17 protein-coding genes are annotated in these 20175 nt (G+C 76.1%); 6 read left to right on the plus strand and 11 right to left on the minus strand.

What is annotated here, in order from left to right; genetic code table 11:
• Window positions 1–34: 34 nt before the first annotated feature.
• The 3 genes from HPC71_RS20470 to HPC71_RS20480 are packed head-to-tail and all read right to left on the minus strand — an operon-like array spanning window position 35 to window position 2333.
• Window positions 35–1249 carry an acyl-CoA dehydrogenase family protein gene (locus HPC71_RS20470; RefSeq protein ID WP_171897124.1) on the minus strand — a complete coding sequence of 405 codons (1215 nt, stop codon included), beginning with the start codon at window positions 1247–1249 and terminating at the stop codon, window positions 35–37.
• Window positions 1246–1608 carry a DUF1707 SHOCT-like domain-containing protein gene (locus tag HPC71_RS20475; RefSeq protein WP_154616103.1) on the minus strand — a complete coding sequence of 121 codons (363 nt, stop codon included), beginning with the start codon at window positions 1606–1608 and terminating at the stop codon, window positions 1246–1248. Before HPC71_RS20475 ends, HPC71_RS20470 begins: the two co-directional genes overlap by 4 nt.
• Complete coding sequence (locus HPC71_RS20480) at window positions 1605–2333, minus strand: PadR family transcriptional regulator (RefSeq protein ID WP_154616101.1); 729 nt, start codon at window positions 2331–2333, stop codon at window positions 1605–1607. The genes HPC71_RS20475 and HPC71_RS20480 overlap by 4 nt, the downstream gene beginning before the upstream one ends.
• Before the next feature lie 215 nt (window positions 2334–2548).
• Here HPC71_RS20480 and HPC71_RS20485 point away from each other — a divergent pair, with 215 nt between their 5' ends.
• The 4 genes from HPC71_RS20485 (at window position 2549) to HPC71_RS20500 (ending at window position 6105) form a co-directional block, all read left to right on the plus strand.
• Window positions 2549–3520, plus strand: coding sequence for an ABC transporter ATP-binding protein (locus tag HPC71_RS20485; RefSeq protein WP_154612410.1), 972 nt, complete (start codon window positions 2549–2551; stop codon window positions 3518–3520).
• On the plus strand, window positions 3517–4302 hold the full coding sequence (locus tag HPC71_RS20490) for an ABC transporter permease (RefSeq protein WP_154616099.1): 786 nt from the start codon (window positions 3517–3519) through the stop codon (window positions 4300–4302). Before HPC71_RS20485 ends, HPC71_RS20490 begins: the two co-directional genes overlap by 4 nt.
• Before the next feature lie 64 nt (window positions 4303–4366).
• Window positions 4367–5494 carry a sensor histidine kinase gene (locus HPC71_RS20495; protein WP_154616097.1) on the plus strand — a complete coding sequence of 376 codons (1128 nt, stop codon included), beginning with the start codon at window positions 4367–4369 and terminating at the stop codon, window positions 5492–5494.
• The gene (locus HPC71_RS20500) at window positions 5491–6105 is read left to right on the plus strand and encodes a response regulator transcription factor (protein ID WP_171897125.1); all 615 of its coding nucleotides are present in this window, start codon (window positions 5491–5493) and stop codon (window positions 6103–6105) included. Before HPC71_RS20495 ends, HPC71_RS20500 begins: the two co-directional genes overlap by 4 nt.
• 161 nt (window positions 6106–6266) lie before the next feature.
• Here HPC71_RS20500 and HPC71_RS20505 read toward each other — a convergent pair whose 3' ends face one another.
• Window positions 6267–7061 (minus strand): PASTA domain-containing protein, encoded by a 795-nt coding sequence (locus tag HPC71_RS20505; RefSeq protein ID WP_154616095.1) that lies wholly within the window; start codon window positions 7059–7061, stop codon window positions 6267–6269.
• A gap of 244 nt (window positions 7062–7305) precedes the next feature.
• Entirely contained in the window at window positions 7306–9237 is a 1932-nt protein-coding gene (locus HPC71_RS20510) for a M3 family metallopeptidase (RefSeq protein ID WP_171897127.1), read from the minus strand.
• A gap of 115 nt (window positions 9238–9352) precedes the next feature.
• Here HPC71_RS20510 and HPC71_RS20515 point away from each other — a divergent pair, with 115 nt between their 5' ends.
• Complete coding sequence (locus HPC71_RS20515; RefSeq protein WP_154616093.1) at window positions 9353–10438, plus strand: glycoside hydrolase family 6 protein; 1086 nt, start codon at window positions 9353–9355, stop codon at window positions 10436–10438.
• Between the two features lies 1 nt (window position 10439).
• Here HPC71_RS20515 and HPC71_RS20520 read toward each other — a convergent pair whose 3' ends face one another.
• The 5 genes from HPC71_RS20520 to HPC71_RS20540 are packed head-to-tail and all read right to left on the minus strand — an operon-like array spanning window position 10440 to window position 18060.
• A complete protein-coding gene (locus HPC71_RS20520) occupies window positions 10440–10946 on the minus strand; it encodes a DUF427 domain-containing protein (protein WP_171897128.1) in 507 nt (168 codons plus the stop codon).
• A 49-nt stretch (window positions 10947–10995) separates the two neighbouring features.
• Entirely contained in the window at window positions 10996–14052 is a 3057-nt protein-coding gene (locus HPC71_RS20525) for an FtsX-like permease family protein (protein ID WP_154616091.1), read from the minus strand.
• Entirely contained in the window at window positions 14049–16355 is a 2307-nt protein-coding gene (locus HPC71_RS20530) for an FtsX-like permease family protein (protein ID WP_154616089.1), read from the minus strand. The genes HPC71_RS20525 and HPC71_RS20530 overlap by 4 nt, the downstream gene beginning before the upstream one ends.
• Window positions 16352–17194 (minus strand): ABC transporter ATP-binding protein, encoded by an 843-nt coding sequence (locus HPC71_RS20990; protein WP_195849532.1) that lies wholly within the window; start codon window positions 17192–17194, stop codon window positions 16352–16354. The genes HPC71_RS20530 and HPC71_RS20990 overlap by 4 nt, the downstream gene beginning before the upstream one ends.
• Window positions 17191–18060 (minus strand): ABC transporter ATP-binding protein, encoded by an 870-nt coding sequence (locus HPC71_RS20540; protein WP_253943824.1) that lies wholly within the window; start codon window positions 18058–18060, stop codon window positions 17191–17193. The genes HPC71_RS20990 and HPC71_RS20540 overlap by 4 nt, the downstream gene beginning before the upstream one ends.
• Window positions 18061–18202: 142 nt before the next feature.
• On the opposite strand from HPC71_RS20540, the gene HPC71_RS20545 reads away from it, so the two are divergent.
• On the plus strand, window positions 18203–19504 hold the full coding sequence (locus HPC71_RS20545) for an MFS transporter (protein ID WP_171895910.1): 1302 nt from the start codon (window positions 18203–18205) through the stop codon (window positions 19502–19504).
• Here the strand turns inward: HPC71_RS20545 and HPC71_RS20550 are convergent.
• Complete coding sequence (locus HPC71_RS20550) at window positions 19482–19985, minus strand: mycothiol transferase (protein ID WP_154612401.1); 504 nt, start codon at window positions 19983–19985, stop codon at window positions 19482–19484. The two genes, HPC71_RS20545 and HPC71_RS20550, sit on opposite strands and share 23 nt — an antisense overlap.
• Window positions 19986–20175: the final 190 nt, after the last annotated feature.

A 20175-nucleotide genomic window follows, 5' to 3' on the forward strand; every position in this document is an offset into this window, starting at 1 on the left:
AGAAGGCCGGTGACCTGCGGCGATGACGCAGGGCCTACCGGATCTGGGCGCCGGAGATCGCGCGGGCGATGACCAGCCGCTGGATCTCCGAGGTGCCCTCGAAGATCGTGTAGATCTTGGCGTCGCGGGCCATCCGCTCGACGGGGTACTCCCGGGTGAAGCCGTTGCCGCCGAGGATCTGCATCGCCTGGCCGGTGACCTTGACCGCGGTCTCGCCGGCGACGAGCTTGGACATCGAGCCCTCGGCCGCCTCGAAGGACTTGCCCTGGCTGGCCATCCACGCCGCGCGCCACACCAGCAGCCGGGCGGCGTCGATCGAGGCCCGCATGTCGGCCAGCGCGAAGGCGATCGCCTGGTTCTCCACGATCGGCCGGCCGAACTGCTCGCGGGTGCGGGCGTAGTCCAGGGCGACCTCGTAGGCGGCGCGGGCGATGCCGACGGCCTGCGCGCCCACGGCGGGGCGGGTCCGCTCGAAGGTCGCCATGCTGGCGTTGCCACCGGCGCGGGTGCCCTCCCGGGCCCGGGCCAGGCGGGCGTCGAGCTTCTCCTTGCCGCCGAGCAGGCAGCGGCCCGGCACGCGCACCCGGTCGAGGACCACCTCGGCGGTGTGGGAGGCGCGGATGCCGTGCTTGTGGAACTTCTGCCCCTGGCTGAGCCCCTTGGTGCCCGGCGGCACGACGAACGAGGCCTGGCCGCGGGTCCGCAGGTCGGGGTCGACGACGGCGGTCACGACGTGGACGTCGGCGATGCCGCCGTTGGTGGCCCAGGTCTTGGTGCCGTTGAGGACCCACTCGCCGGTGGCCTCGTCGTACGTCGCGCGGGTGCGCATCGCGCCCACGTCGCTGCCGGCGTCGGGCTCGGAGGAGCAGAACGCGCCGAGCCGCAGGTCCCCGGGCTCGCCGAACATCTGCGGCACCCACTCGCCGACCTGCTCGGGGGTGCCGTTGGCGCTGACGCCCGCGGCCGCGAGGGCGGTGCCGACGATCGCGAGGCCGATGCCGGCGTCGCCCCAGAAGATCTCCTCCATGGTCACCGGGATGCCGAGCCCGGTCTCGTCGAAGCTCTGCGTGGCGAAGAAGTCCAGGGAGTACAGGCCGATCTTCGCCGCCTCCTCGAGCACCGGCCAGGGGAACTCCTCGCGCTCGTCCCACTCCGCCGCGGCCGGGCGGATCACGTCCGCGGCGAAGGAGTGGACCCAGCGCTGGAGCTCGAGGTGGTCGGGGCCGAGGTCGAAGGAGGGGCTCGTCACGTACCGGAGGGTAACCACGCGCGGCGCCGGTGTCGCCGGACCACGACGAACAGCAGCAGCGCCACCAGCACGAACGGCAGGTGGGTGAGCACGGTCAGCACCAGCAGGACGCCGGCCAGCGCGAGCACCACCGAGGAGGGCCGGTGCCGCGGACGGGCCGGCACGGCGGCGTACGCAGCGGTGCGCGCGGGGAGGTCGCCGAAGACCGGGACGAGGTCGGCGCGGGTGCGCGCGGCCCAGATCCGGTCCAGGCGCTCGGCGTGCTCGGCCGCGGTCAGCCGGCCCTCGGCGTAGTGCTCGGCGAGGTCGGAGGCCGCGCGGTCGCGCTCGGCGTCCCCGATGCGCAGGTGCTCGTTCATGAGCCCGCGGGGCGCGCGTCGTCGGCGCCGGGCTCGTCGGCTGCGCCGTCGGCGTCGGCGTCGTCCAGGTCCTCGGTGTCGGCCGGGTCGCCGTCGGCGAGGATCCCGTAGAGCCGGCGGCGGGTGTCGACCAGGACGTCGATGGCCGCGCGGCGCTGGCCCTCGGTGCCGGAGGTGACGATCTGCCAGACCGCGCTCATCACCTGCCCGATCTCCGGGCGCAGGTCGACGCCGCCGCTGCTGTCCTCGCGCGCGGCCTCGAACGGCGCCCACACGGCGGCGAGCTCGTCGGGGTGCTCGGCGACGTAGGTGCGTCCCTCGGCGGTCAGCCGCAGGGCGCGGCGGCCGCGGGCGTCGTCGCCCTCGACCAGGCCCTCGTCCTCGAGCTGCTGGATCGTCGGGTAGACCGACCCCGGGCTCGGCCGCCAGGCGCCCTCGCTGCGGGCGGTGATCGCCTGGATGACCTGGTAGCCGTTGAGCGGCTCGGTCTCCTCGGCGCCGGCCAGCACGTCGAGGATCGCGGCGCGCACGTCCCCGCGGCGCACCCGCGGACCGCGCCGGCCCTCACGCGCGTCCGGCGCGCCGAACAGGCCGGCGAGCCACGGCGGCGGTCCGCCGCGCCGGCCGTGGTGGCCGCCCTGCCGACCGCTGAGGTGGCCACCGAGGTCGGACCAGGGGCCCCACGGGCCCGATCCCCCGCGCTGGGGGTGGTGGTGGTGCTTCATGTCGTGCTCCCTCAAGTCTGGGTATCGCGATGTGTTCACGATCTGTTAACGATATATCGTGACTGTATCCGGGGGGTGGGAGGCGGACAAGGGGGCTGCTGTCGGATTCCCCGGCCCTCCGGGGATTCCGAGGGCACACCGACCTGACAGATGTCACGGGTGACCGATGAGCGGGCGCACTGGGATCGGCCGCGATCGACCGCGAGGGTGGAGCCATGACCACCGATCCCGGCAGCCCCCACATCGAGGTCCGCGGCCTGCGGCGCACCTACGGCAGCGGCGCGGAGGCCTTCGAGGCGGTCCGCGGCGTCGACCTGGTCGTCGAGCCCGGCACCGTCGTCGCCCTGCTCGGCACCAACGGCGCCGGCAAGACCTCCGCGCTGGAGGTCGTCGAGGGGCTCGCGCCCCCGACCGCCGGCCAGGTGCGGGTGCTGGGGCTGGACCCGGTCGCCGACCGGGCGGAGGTACGCCGCCGCACCGGCGTCCTGCTGCAGAGCAGCGGGTTCCCGGCCGACCTCACCGTCGGGGAGACCCTGACGATGTGGGCCGCGACGATGACCGCGCCCCGCCCGGTCGCCGACGCGCTGGCCGAGCTCGACCTGGCCGACCGGGTCGACGTCCGGGTCCGCAGCCTCTCCGGAGGGGAGCTGCGCCGCCTCGACCTGGCCTGCACGCTGCTCGGCGACCCGGAGGTGGTCCTGCTCGACGAGCCCACCACCGGCCTGGACCCGGAGAGCCGCCGCCGCGTGTGGGAGCTGGTCGCCGGGCTGCGCGACCGCGGTCGGTCGGTGCTGCTGACCACCCACCACCTCGAGGAGGCCGAGGAGCTGGCCGACCGGGTGGCGATCATGCACGCGGGCCGCATCGTCCGCGAGGGCACGCCGGCCCAGCTCGGCGCCGACCACCCCTCGACGATCCGGTTCGAGGGCGCCGCCCCGGCCGGGCTGCCCGACCTCGCCGGCCTGCCCGCCGCCGCGCGGGTCAGCACCGAGCACGGCAGCACCACGATCGAGTCCCACGACCTGCAGGCGACGCTCACCGCGCTGCTCGCGGCCGCGGCCGACGGCGGCGTACGGCTGGCGGGCCTGGAGGCCCGCAGCGCCTCGCTGGAGTCGGTCTTCCTCGCGATCGCCTCCGGTGCCGACGGTGCCGACCAGTCCGCGCCCCTCGAAGGAGCCGTCCGATGACCACGACCACCCTGTCCCCGACCCGCGTCCTGGGCCTGGCCCGCGCGAACACCACCCTGGTGCTGCGGAACCGGCTGACCCTGATCTACGCCGTCGTGCTGCCGCTGGCGCCGCTGCTGCTGCTGCTGCTCGTGGGCGACAGCGGCTCGGAGGCCTCCGGCGCGGGCGCCGCCGCGATCGTCACCGCGCTGATGATGGCCGCGCTGTTCCCGGTCTTCTACAACCTGCTCTCCCAGCTGGTCACCCGCCGCGACGAGCTGGTGCTCAAGCGGCTGCGCACGGGGGAGAGCACGGACGCGGAGATCATCGTCTCGCTCGCGCTGCCGGGCTTCGTCATCGCGCTGGCCACCGCCGTGGTGGCGGTGCCGGTGGCGATGCTGCTCGGGCAGGACGCCCCGCTGAACCCGCTGCTCTACGCCGCCTCGGTCGTCCTCACGCTGCTGCTCTTCGCGGCGTTCGCGCTGTGGACGGCCGCGTGGACCCGCAACGCCGAGGCCGCGCAGATCACGAGCATGCCGGTGATCGTGCTGGCGGTGCTCGGCCAGGTCGCCATCGGGTTCCCCGAGGAGGTACGCCGCTGGACCGACCTGACGCCGGGCGCGGCGATGACCGACCTGGTCCGGGTGACCTGGTTCGGCATGGAGACCGGCAGCACCGAGCGCACCCTGGACTTCGCGGGCACGTGGGCCCCGGCCGGCCAGCCGCTGCTCGTGCTCGTCGCCTGGACCGCGCTCGCCGTCTACCTCGCCCGGCGCTCGATGCGCTGGGAGCCCCGGTCCTGAGCCGCCTGGTGATCGGCGGTGCTGGTCGGCGGTGGTGAGCGTGGACGTCGCTAGGGTCGAGCCCGTGGCGGAACGGTGGTGGCGCGGCTCCTGGAGCGGACGCGACCAGGTGGAGCGGGTCGACCTCTACACCCGCCAGTCGCTCTACGTCATCGCGGCGCTGATGAACGGGGTCCTCCTCGTCAGCGCCGCCGCGGTCGCGCGGGACCACCCGGTCGGCTACGGCGCGCTCCTCGCCGGTGGCCTCGCGCTGACCGCCGCCTCCGCGTGGGCGCTGCGGGACGCGATCCGGCTCTACCCGCACGACGGGCCCATCCCCCGCCGCAGCACGCTCACCCTGGTCGTCCTCGCCCTCGTCGCGGTCCCTGGGGCGGCCGCGTTGCCGGGCGAGCTGCCTGCGGGCGCCGGCCTGGTCATCGCGTTCTCGCTGGCCTGGGGGCTCGGCGGCTACTGCGACCGGCGCGTCGCCACAGCCACGGTCGTCGCGATCGGCCTCGCGGCCTGGCTGCCGGCCCGCGACCCCGGCCAGGCGGCGTACGGCCTGCTCGCCGGGGCGTTCTTCATGCTCACCGTCCGGCTCTCGCTGTGGCTGCTCGACATCGTCGTGGAGCTCGACCGCGGCCGGGAGGCCGAGGCGGCGCTGGCGGTGGCCGAGGAGCGGCTGCGCTTCTCCCGCGACGTCCACGACGTGCTCGGCCGCCGGCTCTCGACGATCGCCGTGCAGGCCGAGCTCGCCGCGACGCTCGCCGGCCGGGGCGACGACCGTGCGGCCGGCCGGATGCTCGAGGTCCGGTCGCTGGCCCACGAGGGCCTCAAGGAGGCCCGCGAACTGGCCCGCGGCTACCGCGCCGTCGACCTCGACCAGGAGCTCCACGGCGCGGTCGCCCTGCTCCGCTCGGCCGGGATCGAGGCCACCCTCGCGGTCGAGGACCTCCCCTCCGACTGGCACGAGCCGGCCGCCTGGGTGGTCCGCGAGGCCGTCACCAACGTGCTGCGGCACTCCCGGGCCACGTCGGTGTCGGTGTCGTACGACGACCGCACGCTCACCGTGCGCAACGACGGCGCCCTGCCCGCGGCCGGCAGCGACGGCACCGGTCTCGCCGGCGTCCGCGCCCGGCTCGCCAGCCTCGGCGCCGGCCTCGAGACCGGCCGGGACGCCGACACCTTCACCGTCCGGATGGTGCTGCCGTGACCGCGCCGATCCGCGTCCTCCTCGCCGACGACGAGAACCTCATCCGCGAGGCGCTCGCCCAGATGCTCGACCTCGAGGACGACCTCGCCGTGGTCGCCCAGGCCGCCTCCGGGCCCGAGGCGGCGGCCGCCGCGCTCCACGCCGGGGTCGACGTCGCCGTGCTGGACCTGCAGATGCCCGGCCTGGACGGCATCGGGGTCGCCGAGCAGCTCGCCCGCTCCCTGCCCGCGTGCGGCACCGTGATCGTCACCAGCCACGGCCGGCCCGGCCACCTCAAGCGCGCGCTCGCCGCCGGGGTGCGCGGCTTCCTGCCGAAGACCACCTCCGCGGCCACCCTGGCCCAGGTCGTGCGCACGGTCCACGCCGGTGGGCGGTACGTCGACCCGGACCTGGCCACCGAGGCGATCGCCGCCGGCGACAGCCCCCTGACCCCGCGCGAGGCCGACGTCCTCGAGCTCGCCGCCGACGGCGCGCCCGTCGACGAGATCGCCGCCCGCGCCTCGCTCTCGCCCGGCACCGTCCGCAACTACCTCTCCAGCGCCGTCACCAAGCTCGGCGCCGCCAACCGGCACGACGCCTGCGCCGTCGCCCGCCGGATGGGGTGGATCTGACCGGTCGCGGTGGGGGTGGTTTGGCGGGGGCGCGCGTCCCACCTATAGGTGGGTTGCATCCGCTTCTGGGCCAGAATATTGCCCCGGAAGCGGATGCAAAGGCCCAGAAGTAGGCCCCCGAGCAGGCACACGACCCCCTGATGGCCGGGCCGGACAGCTGCTTAGGGCTCGGAGTGCACGAGGTTGACCGCGGTCACCTGGCCGACGTCGTTCACGAGCAGCTGGACCGCGAACCACGAGGGGCAGGCCAGCGCCTCGTCGGGCTGGAGGGTCACCGATCGGCCCTCGGCGGCCCCCGGCAGCGGGCTCGGATGGGCGCACGGGTGCTGCGGGTCGCGCGAGGTCACGGCGACCCGCGGCGATCCGGCAAGCGGCTCGAACACCGAGAACGGGCAGGTCGCCCCGGCGTACGAGCCCCCTTCGGGGCACACCTCCCACGCCGCCCGGTCGAGCGTGTCGGTGGTCGGCACCGTCTCGACGAACCGGCCGCCGAGGTACAGGTCGACCGGGGTGTCCACGGGCGGCGGCCCCTCCCCGCGGGCGAACCGCAGGAACAACCGCGCCACGCGGTCCAGCTCGGCCGGGGCCGGTGGGAGGCCGAGGCCGCACACCCCCGACCCGCCGCTGCTCACCTCGACGGTCACCCGCGACCCGATCGGCACCGACCGCCCCGCCGCGGGGCGCTGACCGACCACCTCACCGGCCGGCACGCACGCCGACCCCGCACCCTCCACCCGGCGCGCGGTCAGGCCGGCCCGCTCGAGCGCCGCCTGCGCGGCCGCCACCGGCATCGCCACCACGTCCGGGACGAGCATCTCCCGCTCCGCCGAGGCCGTCGGGCTCGACGAGGTGGGCTCCTCCCCGGCGCCCGGCGCAGCCTCCGCCCCGCTCCGTGGGCCGTCCCCGCAGCCGGCGAGCAGGAGCAGCAGGGCGAGGCCGGCCGGGAGGGTGCGCATGCCGGTGGGACGCGCGCCCGGTGGATCCGGTTGTCCGCCGCGCGGTCGGGGCCGGAGGCGGACGACGGGCGGGAGCCGCAGGCCCCGACCCCCACCACCCGGCGTACGCCGCGGGCGGATGACCGTGGCACAGGCCGCGGTCGGGTCACCGGGTTTCGACACGGCTCGCTGGCGCTCGCCTGCTCAACCAGCGGCGGGGGCGCGGCCTTCGCTGCTCAACCAGCGGGCGGGGGCGGGGCGGGGGTCAGCGCGCCAGCCAGGCGGCGTACGCGTCGAAGGTGTAGGGCCGGCCGAGGAAGTCGGCGACCAGGTCGGCGGCGTCCTTGGCGCCGCCGGGGGCGAGCACGCGGTCGCGGTAGCGCCCGGCGACCTCGGGGTCGAACAGGTCGTCGGGGTCGAAGGCGCTGAACAGGTCCTTGGCGATGACGAGGGACCACATGTAGGTGTAGTAGGCCGAGGAGTAGCCGCCGAGGTGGCCGAAGCTGGCGAACATGTGGGTGCCCTCGATCCAGCGGAGCGGGGAGTAGGTCTCCTGGAGCTCGACCATCCGGGCGGTGAGGTCGGCGGGCCGCTCGGCGTGGAAGTAGTAGGACATCGCGGCGTAGAACATCTGCACCCGCGCGAAGGTGCCCTTGCCGAAGTCGTCGGCCCGGCGCATCCGGTCGACGAGGTCGGCGGGGATCGGCTCGCCGGCGGCGTTCGTGGCGAAGGAGCGCAGGATCTCGGCGTCCCAGGCCCACTCCTCGAGCATCTGGCTGGGCGCCTCGACGAAGTCCCACTCGGTCGCGACGCCGCTGAACCGCGCCCACCGGCCGTGCCCACCGAGGACGTGGTGGACCAGGTGGCCGAACTCGTGGAAGAGCGTGACCACGTGGTCGTGCTCCATCAGCCCGCGGGAGAAGTTGCAGACCAGCACGCCCTCGGGCAGCTGCTGCCCGGCCACGCCGTCGACGAGGGTGAACTGCGCGGCGTGGTTGTACTTGCCCTCGCGCGGGTGCAGGTCGAGGTAGATCCGCCCGACGGCCGACCCGTCGGCGGTCGAGGTGACGTCGTACGCCGTCACGTCGGGGTCCCAGACGACCGCGTCGGGGACGGGCTCGTAGTGCAGGCCGAAGAGCCGGCCGGTGACGTCGAGCAGGCCCTGGCGGACCTTGGGGAACTCGAAGTAGGTGCGCACCTGCTGGGCGTCGACCTCCAGCTGCTCCTTGCGCACCAGCTCCTCGTAGTAGGCGAAGTCGGCGGCGCTCAGCCCGTCGGCGTCGGGCCGGTCCTGGCGCAGCCGGGCCAGCACGGTGGCCAGGTCGCGCTCCGCGGGGCCGGCGGCCGCGTCGGCGATCCGGTCGATGAAGGCCGGGATGGCGGGGCCGGAGCCGATCATCTTGACCTCGGCGTCGTACGACGGCCAGTCGGCGTGCCCGACGAGGGTCGCCCGCTCGTGGCGGAGGTCGAAGAGCTCGCGCAGCACCGCGTCGTTCTGCGGCCAGCCGCGCTGGAGGAACTCCACCGAGATGTCGTGGCGCACCTCCGGGTCGTGGCAGAACGTGCGGACCGGGACGACGTCGGGGTAGTCGGTGGTGATCGTGACCAGGCCGTCCTCGCCCGCGGGGTGGGCGTCCAGCCAGTCCTGCGGCATGCCGGCGAGCCGCTCGGGGGCGACCCGGATCGAGCGGACGTCGTCGCGGATGGTGCGGGAGAAGGTCTGGTCGAGCTCGGTGAGCCGGTCGTTGATCTCCGCGATCCGGGCGCGGGTGGCGTCGTCGCGGTCGACCCCGGCGCGGCGGAAGTCCCGCAGCGTGCGCTCCAGCAGGCGAGCGGCCTGCTCGTCGAGGCCGGCGGGGTCGAGGGCGGCGAACGCGTCGTGGAGCGCGCGGTCCTGGGCGAGCTCGGTGGCCAGCTTGTCGACCTCCTGCTCGGCGCGGTCGCCCTCGTCGCGGACCGCCTCGAGCGGGTGGACGTTGCCGAACAGCGAGCCGGCCGCGGCCACGTCGGAGAGGGTGCGGGTGACGGCGTCCCACTGCTCGAGCGCGGCGAGGGCGTCGGTCGGCGGGTCGGCGCGGAGGCGGTCCACGGCCGCGCGGGCGCTCGCCAGCCCCTCGTCGGTGCGGGCGCGCAGCCAGGCCTCGGCGGCGTCGGGGGCGGGCAGCGGGAGCGGCGCGAGGTCGTGGGATGCGGTCACCGCCCGATCGTAGGCGGGGGCACCCCCGGTCGGGGGCGGGACCGGGGCCGACCTCTGTGGCCGAGGTCTCCGTCGTTCGCCCGCGCCGTCGAGGTGGGCCACCTACCCTGGTGCGATGCTCCCCCGGCCCTTGCGCGCGCCCCTGGCCGCGCTCGCCACGACGGCCGTCGTCGCCCTCACGGCCTCCGCGACGATGACGCCGGACATCGCGGGCGCCCGCCCGCAGGCCTCGGCCGCAACGACCACGATCGACGCCGCGGCGCAGAAGAGCACGGGCAAGAGCACGGGCACGAAGGCCGACAAGGGCAAGGGCAAGGGCAAGAACAAGGACCCGCGCCGGACCCAGGGGCTGTTCGTGGACCAGCGGATGCCGGCCGTCACCGAGGGCGAGACGCGGCACCGCACGATCGCGAAGCGGTCGCAGGCGCTGTGGCTGGGCATCGAGTACTACCCGACCCACCAGGTCCGCGACGTCGTCCGGGACTACACCTTCCTCGCGGCGGCCGCCCGCAAGACGCCGGTGCTGGTCGTCTACTCCATCCCCGACCGGGACTGCGGGCAGCACTCCGCGGGCGGCGCGGCCGACGCGGCGTCGTACAAGGCCTGGGTCAAGAAGGTCGCCGCCGGCATCCGCGGCAGCAAGCCGCTGGTGGTGCTGGAGCCCGACGCGATCCCGTTCATCGGCGACCCCGGCTGCGAGGACGTCGCTGACCGGCTCGCGCTGCTGCGGTTCGCGGTCAAGCGGCTCAGCGCCGCGGGCGCGTGGGTCTACCTCGACGCGGGGCACAGCGACTGGCGCCCGTACGACGGACGCGCGCTGCTGCTCAAGCGCGCCGGCGTGGGCCTGGGTCGGGGCATCGCGACGAACGTGTCGAACTTCCGGAGCCTGCGCGACGAGCTGGCCTACGGCACGTTCCTGCGCCGGGAGCTGAAGAAGATCGGTGTCACCGGCGTCAAGCAGGTCGTCGACACCTCCCGCAACGGCGCGCCGATCCCGGTCGCCGGGGACGTCATCAACCCCACCTGGGCGCGGCTCGGCAAGGCGCCGAAGATGGTCTTCGACGGCGGCCTCGACGGCCGGCTGTGGGTCAAGCACCCCGGCGAGTCCGACGGCGCGGTCAACGGCGGCCCCGGGTCGGGACTCTGGTGCGACCTGCTCGCCGACCGCCTGCTCGGGCTGCCCGAGTCCGGCGGCTGCTGACTCACCAGCCCCAGGTGCCGGGGTCGCCCTTGAACGGGCCGACCACCGCCGAGGTGATCCACCCGCCGTAGAACCCGCCGGGCTGCGGCACGACCCGCTCCCCGTCGACGAAGCAGGCGTCGACCGCGCCGGCCATCACCGCCACCGCGCCGGCGAGGTCGCGGAACGCCGGCGTCGGCTCGGGGTAGGTCCACCCCGCCCGCGGCGCGACGCGGTCGCCGCGCTCGCCACCGACCAGGTCGACGTACGCCGCCCGGCCCTTCCACTCGCACGTGCTCGACCCCTCGGCCGGCCGCAGCGCGCCGGGGAGGAAGTCCTCGCGCGGGAGGTAGTACGTCGGCGGGTGGCTGGTCTCCAGGACCCGCCAGCCGTGGGTGGTCGAGGCGATCGCGACCCCGCCGAGCACCACCTCGAGGCGGGCGGACGTCGCCTCGAGCCGGGGCGGGCGCGGGTAGTCCCACACCGACTCCTGGCCGGGTCCGGGCTGCTCCGGCACGGGTCGTCGCACGGCTTCGACGGTAGCCCCGGCCCGGTCAGCGGGCCGGTCAGCGGGCCGGTCAGCGAGCGGTCTCCCGCAGGGTCGACCCGCGGGCGCCGCGGACGGTGAGGACCGCGCTGACCAGGGCGACCGTGCCGAGGAGGACCGCGGCGAGGAGGGCGAGCAGGACCAGGCGGGCCGGGTCGATGCTGGCGACGAGGGCGGGGGTGGTGACCGTGTCGACCGTGCCGAGGGTGACCGTGCGGAGCACGACGTACTGGGCCAACGAGCCGGCGGCGAGGCCCGCGACGGCGGTGCTGCCGAGGACGACGGCGAGCTCGAGGACCACCGCGGCGGCCACGGACCGGCGCGGCACGCCGACCACGCGCAGCGAGGCCGCGTCGCGCCGGCGCGACGGCAGCTGGACCGCGGTGCTGACCACGAGGCCGGCCAGCGCCATGAGCAGCACCAGCGCGGCGACCACGGCGTAGAGGCGCAGGGCCAGGGCGTAGGCGCCCTGGTCGAGCGTGCGGCGTACGTCCTCGAGCGTGGTCTCGACCGAGGCGCCCCGGTCGCGCAGCGCGTCCTGCACCGCCGCGGGGGTGTCGCCGCGGGCGAGGACGTAGACGGGGGCGTCCTGCTCGTAGACCTCGCGGTCCAAGGTGAGCATGCCGTGGTCGACCATCAGCCCGATCGGGCCGAGCAGCGGCACCGAGCCGGCCTCGACGACGGGGTCCACGGGGAAGGTGAGCGCGCTCGTCATCGACGACGAGCCGCCCTGCGCGGAGGTGACGGCGTCGAGGCCCGCCACCACCGGCAGCGCCGCGGGCAGCGCCCCGGCCACCAGCTGGGCGATCACCGGCGTGCCCTCGGAGTCGACGGACACCGCGAGCGAGCCAGAGCCCGAGCCCGAGCCGGACGTCGCCTCGACCGCGCCGACCGCCGCCTCGGCGGTGGCCGTCGGCGAGCGGACCCAGCCGGCGCCGACGAACGCGTCGGTCACCGGCTCGTCGTCGACGCGCAGGTCCTCGAGGGTGACCACGGCGTCCATCGCGACGGGCAGCGCGGCGGCGCCGCCGAGGGTGATCGCGTCGAGCTCGCAGCCGTCGCGGCAGAACGGCACCGGCTCGGTGACGGTCGTGGTGCGCCCGGCGGGGAACGGGCCGAGGAAGGCGTACCGCGGCCGGTCGCCGCCCGTCCCGTCCAGCCGCAGCCGCACCGACAGGTCGCGCTCGGTGGTGCCGTCGACGGTGGCGGTCAGCCGCACGCTGGTCCCCGCCAGCTGCGGCGGGGTGCCCTGCGGCTCGATGCGCCGCGCGACCTCCGCCGCGGAGGTGCCGGGGGTCCACTGGTCGGGCCAGGCGGCGACCCGGTCGAGGCGGGGCGCGTCGACGACGGCGTACGTCGGGCCCTGGGTGACCAGGGTGCCGGCGGCCATCAGCCACCGCCCCTCGGGGTCGATCCGGTGGGTGAGGTCGACGGTCTGGTCGAGGGGGAGCGAGGAGCGCCAGACGACGTCGGCGGGCGCGCGGGTGGCGGCGACGCTCGCGCGCCACTCGGCGGCGGAGTCGTGGACGCCCGCGCCGAAGACGCAGATCGCGAGCGCCGCGGTCACCGGCAGCACCACGAGCGTGCCCTCGGTGCGCCGGCTGAGCGCGCGGGCGGCGACGAACCCCGGCAACGAGCGGGTACGCCGCCGGGTCCACCGGCCCGCGAGCCAGGCCGTGGCGCGGGTGGCCGCGAGGCCGGCCACCACCGCGAGCAGCACCGGCAGCACCAGGTCGGTGACGTCGGGATCGCCCGGCGCGGCGGAGAGCGTGCTGAGCAGGACCATGACCGCCGCCGCGACGAGCACCAGCTGGGCGACCACGGCGACCCGCCCGGTCCGCTTCGGGCGCCGCACGCCGGCCAGCTGCTCGGCCAGCGTCGTGCGGAGCACCAGCCCGACGGAGGCGACGGCGACCCCGACGGAGGCGAGGGCGACCAGCCCGCCGGCCGCGAGCGCCTCCCACGGCAGCGGGAGCGGCAGCCCCGGGACCAGCCAGGCGCGGACCAGCGCGAGCGCGGCGGCGATGCCGAGCGCGCCGCCGAGGGGGACGGCCGCCACCAGCAGCACGAGCGGCTCGGAGAGCCCCAGCGACCACATCCGGCGCCGGCCGAGCCCGCGCAGGGAGGCGAGCGCCAGCTCGGGCAGCCGCAGCTCGGCGGCGGCGGTGAGCAGGCGCAGCAGCAGCGCGAGCGCGACCAGCACGAGCGAGACGACGGCGGGGGTGACCGACGCGCGGGCGGTCTGCTGCTGCTCGCGGGTCTCGTCGAGGATCGTGCCGAGGTCGCTGATCGACCGCCCGGTGAGCGTGCCCTCGCCGACCTCGCGGGGCGGGCCGTCGAGGCCGGCGGCGGTCCGCTCGGCCTGCTCGGTGTCGGCGAGCGAGAGGTCCGGCGGGACCTCGAGGCGGCGGTCGACGAGCACCGACCAGCCGACGGCGGCGACCTCCAGGGCGGCGAAGGCGTCCTCGACGGTCACCAGCGGCGCCGGCTGGTAGGGGATGTTCCCCGCGCGGCGCTCCGCCGGCGGGATCGAGGCGAACCGGGTGAGGTCGAACCAGAAGTCCTCCTCGCTCACGTCCGGGACCCGGTAGGTGCCGACCACGCGGTGCTCCCCGAGCGCCCCCAGGTCGAGGGTCTCGCCGATCTCGGTGGAGGTGAACTCCGCGTCGCCGGCCAGCATCAGCACCTCGCCCGGCTGCTCCGGGCAGGCGCCGGTCACCTCGAGGTGCTCGCACGCCTCGAGCGCGGCGGTCAGCCGCCAGACGCCGGCGGGGGTCGGGGACTGCTCGGTGAGCAGGGTCGTCTGCGGGGTGGCGAACGGGCCGTCGTACGCCGCCGTCACCTGGGCCGCGATGCCGCGCGCGACCGACGGGGCGGCCGCGCCGGGCTGGTAGACCCAGGACAGCCCGGTCAGCCGGTTGGGCGCCTCGTCGAGGCGGGTGACCAGGTAGGAGCTGGTCACCGCGGCGGAGAAGACCGGGCCGAGCACGGCCGACCCGATCGCCAGCGCGAGCAGCAGCACCGACCCGCCCGAGAGCAGGGCGCGCGAGCGCAGCCCGCGCAGGACGGTGGCGAGCAGCGTCCTCATCGGGTGGCCTCCTCGCGCAGGATCGCCGGGCGGCTCTCGGCGGCGGGGGCGGTGCGGCCGCGGCCGGTGACGCCCAGGACGACGGCGGCGACCACGAGGGCGGCGACGACCAGCGGCGCGAGCGCCGGGCCGGTGGTCAGGGGCACGGCGTGCTCGGGCACGTCGACGAGCGCGAGGTGCGCCAGCAGCAGGCGGGCCGCGAGGGCCGCGCCGACGACCGTGGCGACGAGCGCGGCGGCGGCGAGCCAGGCGGCCTCGGCGAGCCCCGCGGCCCGCAGCCGCGCGGGCGCCAGCCCGACGACCCGGAGCGCGGCGACGTCGCGCAGCCACCCCGCGCGCTGGCGGGCGACCGCGGTCACCAGGACGAGCACCGCGACGAGCAGCGCGAAGCCCGCCACCAGCGCGTAGACGAGCGCCTGCGCCGACCCGCTCTCCGCGGCCACGTCCTCCTCGACCTGCGCGAGCGTGCGGACCTCGGCGCCCTCGGCGTCGGCCAGGGTCTCGACCAGGTCGCCGGGGGCGTCGGCGCGGACCAGCACCATCGGCTCCGCGGCGGGCACGGTCGGCGGGCTGCCCACCGCGGCGCGCGGCAGGTCCGCGAGGAGCCCGTCGGCCTCGACGAGCGGGAGCGCGGGGAAGCGCTCGAGCACCCCGGCGGGCCGGTCGTCGCCGCCGACGGAGTCGAGCAGCGGCGGCCCGTCGGGCCACACCGCGGTGTCGGTGGCCAGCACCGGCGTGCTCGGCGCCTCGACGGTGCGGACGGCGACCTGCGGGCGGTCGGCGGTGCGGGCCAGCAGCCCCAGGTCGACCGGCAGCGCGCCGCCGGGGCGGCCGAACCGGTCGGGGCCCTCGGGCTCCCAGCCGCCGTCGAGCAGGTCGACCTCCGGGGCGTCGGCCGGGCCGGGCGGGCGCAGCCGGAGGCCGGAGAGGACGTACGGCAGCGGGCTGGTGCCGGGCGTGCGGTCCAGCACGACCCGCTCGACCAGGCACCCGTCCGCGCAGTCGGTCACCGGGCGCTCGACGGTCACCGGCGAGCCGTCGCGCGGGACCTCCGCGAACACCGGCACGAAGCGCTCCTCACCGCTCGCGTCGCGCAGCTCCAGGGTCACCAGCGGCCGGAGCAGCCCGTCGGTGCGGGGGCTGACCCCGCGCAGGGTCACCACCAGGGTGCCGCCGGTGACGACCCCGGCGGAGGTGCCGGCCAGCTCCGCGACGTGGCCGGCCACGCCCGCGGCCGGGGTGTCGGCGAGGAAGTCGCCGACCACGGCGTCGTACCGCTCGGTGTCGAGGAAGACCCGTCGCGCCGGCACGCTGCCGCCGCCGGGGACCACGACCGCGGCCATCAGCCAGCGGCCGTCGGGGTCCAGGTCGCGGGTCAGGCCCAGGAGGCCGTCGGCGTCCTGCTCGGGCTGGGTGACCACGACCGGGGCGCCGGCGCGCAGCCGCGCGGTCTCGTCGGTCCAGTCGCCGACCTGTGCGGCGCCGGTGGCGGCCAGCGCGGCCACGACGGCGGCGGCGACCAGCACGCGCAGCGCGTCGCCGGCGTCGGCGGACCGGGCGATCCGGCGGGCCGCGAGGTACCCGGCCAGCGAGCCGCCCGCGCGGGCCACCACCGCCCGCGCGCCCAGGCGCACGACCAGCACCGCGGCCTGCCCGACGGCCAGCCCGAGCAGCGCCGGGCCGGCCAGGACGACCCAGTCGGGCTCGTCGGCGGGCACCGTGGAGGCGCGGTAGGCCGCGACGACCGCCCCGACCACGACCAGCACGTCGAGGAACGTCGCCACCAGCCCGCGTCGCCGCGGTCGCGCCGCCGGAGTGACCTGGTCGGCGAGCGGCTCGCGCAGCGCGCCGGCCATGCCGGCCACCACGCCCACCAGGCCCGCGACGACGACGGCGAGGGTGGCCACCACCCCACCGAGCGTGTACGTCGCCGGGTCGGCGTCGGTCCAGGCCGTCGTCGCGACCCGGGCGCCCAGCGTGCCGAGCAGCCAGCCGGCCAGCCCGCCGAGGAGGAGCACCAGCAGCGGCTCGAGCGCGAGGAGCACGTGCAGCGAGCGGCCCTCGAGCCCGCGCAGCCGGGCGATCGCGACCTCGCCGCGCCGGGCGGCCGCCAGCTCGCGACCGGTCGTCGGCACCGCGACCGCACCGAGCACGAGCAGCGGCACGGCCAGCGCCGCGGAGGTGCCGGCCGCCGCGGCCACGCCGAGCACGCTCACGCAGCCGGCGGTCACCACGACGGTGAGCAGCAGGAGCGGGAGGAGCGTGCTGCGGCGCGACCAGGCGCCGCGGAGGGTCCGCTTCACGCGGGGCCCGACGGGTCGCTGGGGCGGCGGAAGAGCGCGTGGTCCACCTCGGGCGCCGGCCGCTGCTCGGGGGCGGGCTCGGGGGCGGGCTCGGGGGCTGGGTCGGCCGCGGGGACAGGCTCGGTGACCGGAGCAGCCGCGGGCGCAGGTGCAGTGGCCTGCGCAGCAGCGGGCGCGGGAGCGGGTGCGGCACCGATGTCGACGCGCACCAGCCGGCCCTCGTCGAGGGCGACGTGGTCGTCGCAGGCCTCGACGACGGCGGGGTCGTGGGTGGCGACGACGACGACCGCGCCCCGCTCCGCCTCGCGGCGCAGCTCGGCGAGCACCAGCCCGCGGTTGCCCTCGTCGAGCTCGGAGGTCGGCTCGTCGGCGAGCAGCACCTGCGCGCCGACGCAGAGCCCACGGGCCAGCGCGACGCGTTGCATCTGCCCGCCGGAGAGCTCCTCGACCTGCCGGTCACCGAGGTCGGCGATGGAGAAGCGGGCCAGCGCGGCCTCGGCCCGCTCGTCGGCCTCGGCCGGCTCGACGCCGCGGGCGCGCAGCGCGATCGAGACGTTCTCCCGGGCCGAGAGGATCGGCACCAGCCCGTAGACCTGGAGCACGAACGCGACCTCGGGCCGCGGGTCGCCGGTCCCCAGCCACATCGGCGCGCCGTCGCACGACGCCGTGCCGGTGGTCGGCTCGAGGAGGCCGCCGGCGATCGAGAGCAGGGTGGTCTTGCCCGAGCCGCTCGGCCCGGACAGCGCGGTCAGCCGTCCGGCGCGGAGCTCGAGGTCGATCCCCTCCAGCAGCGGGCGGCCGACGACGTAGGAGACGCCGGTCAGGCGCAGCGCGCTCATCGCCCCTCCTCCTCGGAGCGGGAGACGACCAGCCGGCTGTGGTCCTCCGGCTCGATCCGCACCAGCGTGCCGGGCGGCCACTGCTCGGCGAGGTGGGTGGGCAGGTGCACGACGCCCTCGGAGCCGATGACGACGTACTCCGCGCCGTCGCGGCCCTCCGACCCCACCCGGCCGCCCTTCATCGTCACCGTGCGGGGGAAGGTCGCGGCGACCTCCGGCTGGTGGGTGACGACCACGACGGTGGTGCCGAGGTCGTCGCCGAGGGAGTGGATGAGCGCGATGACGTGGTCGCGGTCCTCGTGGGAGAGCTGGCTGGTCGGCTCGTCGGCGAGCAGCAGCTGCGGGCCGGTGGAGACCGCGCAGGCCAGGGCGAGCCGCTGCCGCTGGCCGCCGGACATCGTGGAGACGACCTGGTCGGCCTGCTGCTCGAGGCCGACCCGGCCGAGCAGCTCGGCCTCGGGCAGCGCCGCGCGCCGCTCGGCCGACGACAGCGCGAGCCGGGCGAAGGCGATGTTCTGGCGGGCGGTGGCGTAGGGCAGCAGGTTGCGGGTCGAGCCCTGGAGCATCGTGCTGACCCGGCGGGCGCGGACCCGGGCGAGGTAGCGCTCGCCCATCCGCGAGACCTCCTCCTCGCCGAGGAAGATCCGGCCGGCGCTGGGCTTCTGGATCCCGCCGAGCAGGGTCAGCAGCGTGGACTTGCCCGACCCGCTGGGGCCGAGGAACGCCACCCGCTCGCCGGCCGCGATGGTCAGGTCGACCCCCTGCAGCGCGACGACGTCGTGGCCCTCGAAGGTGCGGTAGAGGTGCACGACGCCCTCGCACCGCACGCGCAGGCCTCCCGGCCGCTCGTCCACCGTCGTCGTCACGCCCCTGCCCCTCGCTGCTGTCCGCCTGATGTCCGCCCGGCGTCCCCCACGCGAGGGACAGGACACCGTAGGCCCTCGGCCCGCGGCAATCGTCTGGGTGGGTTCGTCATCGTTTCGTGGCCGGGGCGTAGGTTTCCGCCCCGTGGCTGGATCGGGGCAGGCGGCGCAGCGCTTCCGCGGACTGCTGGCCGACACCCGGCCGCTGCGCGACGACAACTTCCGGCGGCTGTGGGTCGCCAACATCATCACCGTCATCGGCGCGCAGCTGACGGTGGTCGCGGTGCCGGCGCAGATCTACGCCGAGACCGGCTCCTCGGCGTACGTCGGGCTCACCGGCCTCTTCGGCCTGGTCCCGCTCGTGGTCTTCGGGCTGTACGGCGGCGCGCTGGCCGACGTCTTCGACCGCCGCACGATCCTCATCGTCACCACGCTCGGGCTGATCGGCACCAGCGCGCTGTTCTGGCTCCAGGCGGCGGTCGGCGGGGTCGACGTGTGGCTGCTGCTGAGCCTGTTCGCGGTGCAGCAGGCGTTCTTCGCGGTCAACCAGCCCACCCGCAGCGCCCTGCTCCCGCGGCTGCTGCCCCCCGAGCTGCTCCCCGCGGCGAACTCGCTGAACATGACCGTCTTCCAGGCCGGCGCGATCGCCGGGCCGCTCGTGGCCGGCGCGCTGATCCCGGTGCTGGGCTTCGAGTGGCTCTACCTCGTCGACACCCTCACGCTGCTCGCGACGTTGAGCGCGGTCGTCCGGCTGCCCCCGCTGCCGGTGATCGGCGCGCTCGCGGGCGCGCCGGGCCTGCGGTCGGTGGTCGAGGGGCTGGCCTACCTGCGCGGGCACCCCGTGCTGCTCATGTCCTTCGTGGTCGACATCATCGCGATGGTCTTCGGCATGCCACGGGCGCTCTTCCCCGAGATCGCCCACCTCGACTTCGGCGGGCCCGACGAGGGCGGACTGGTCTTCGCGGCGCTCTTCGCCGCGATCCCCGCCGGCGCGGTGATCGGCGGCGTGCTCAGCGGCTGGGTCTCGCGGATCGAGCGCCAGGGCCTGGCGGTCATCTGGTGCATCCTCGTCTGGGGCGTCGCCATGACCGGCTTCGGGCTCGCGGTGGGGCTGGCCGACCGCTGGCGCGAGCCGATGCTGGTGGCCGCGCTGCTCATGCTCGTGGTCGGCGGCGCCGCCGACATGGCCTCCGCGGCGTTCCGCAGCTCGATGCTCCAGGCCGCGGCGAACGACTCCGTCCGGGGCCGGTTGCAGGGCGTCTTCATCGTCGTCGTCGCCGGCGGCCCCCGGGTCGCCGACGTCGCGCACGGGGCGGCGGCGGCCGCGGTCGGCACCGCCGCGGCGGCGGCCGGCGGCGGCGTGCTGGTGGTCGTCGGGACGGTCGTGGCGGCGCTCGCGGTGCCGTCCTTCGTGCGCTACCGGATCACGCGCCCAGCAACCCCCTGACGTACGCCGCCTGGCCGACGTGCTGGGCGTCGTCGTCGAGCACGCTCACCAGCCGCACGCCGAGCGTCACCGGCGGGTCCCAGCTGTCGTCGACGACCCGGTCGAGGTCCTCGGGGGCGACCGTGTCGAGGAACGCCAGGGTCTGCTCGTGCACCGCGCGCAGGTAGCCCGCCAGCAGGTCCGCCGACACCCGGACCCGGCCGACCGCCTCGGCGTCCTGGCCGTAGCCGGTCGCGCCCGACTCGAAGGGCAGGTCGAACCGGTCGACCCACCCCTGCGCGGTCCACACCTGCTCGCGGCCGGCCACGTCGGCCACGTGGTCGTCCTGCACCCGCGCGAGGTGCCAGACCAGCCACGCGATCGAGTTCGTCTGCGGCGCCGGCCGCACGGCCAGCTGGTCGGTGGTCAGGCCGTCCACGACCGCCGTACCGCTCTCCACGACGCGACCGAACGCGTCCTTCAACAGATCCGTCGGAGTCATGCCACCCGACGGTACGTCGGGGCCGGGGGTACCGGTCGCGAGGAGATCATGCCGCTGCTGCGCCGCCTCGGCACCGCGCGCCCGACATGCACGCGATGCTCGAGGTCACCCAGGAGCTCAGCAAGCTGGTGATGAACCTGCCGGGCATGGGCCGGACCGAGAAGAAGGCCGACGACCAGCGGGACTGAGT

Source organism: Nocardioides marmotae (assembly GCF_013177455.1).
GTDB lineage: Bacteria > Actinomycetota > Actinomycetes > Propionibacteriales > Nocardioidaceae > Nocardioides > Nocardioides marmotae.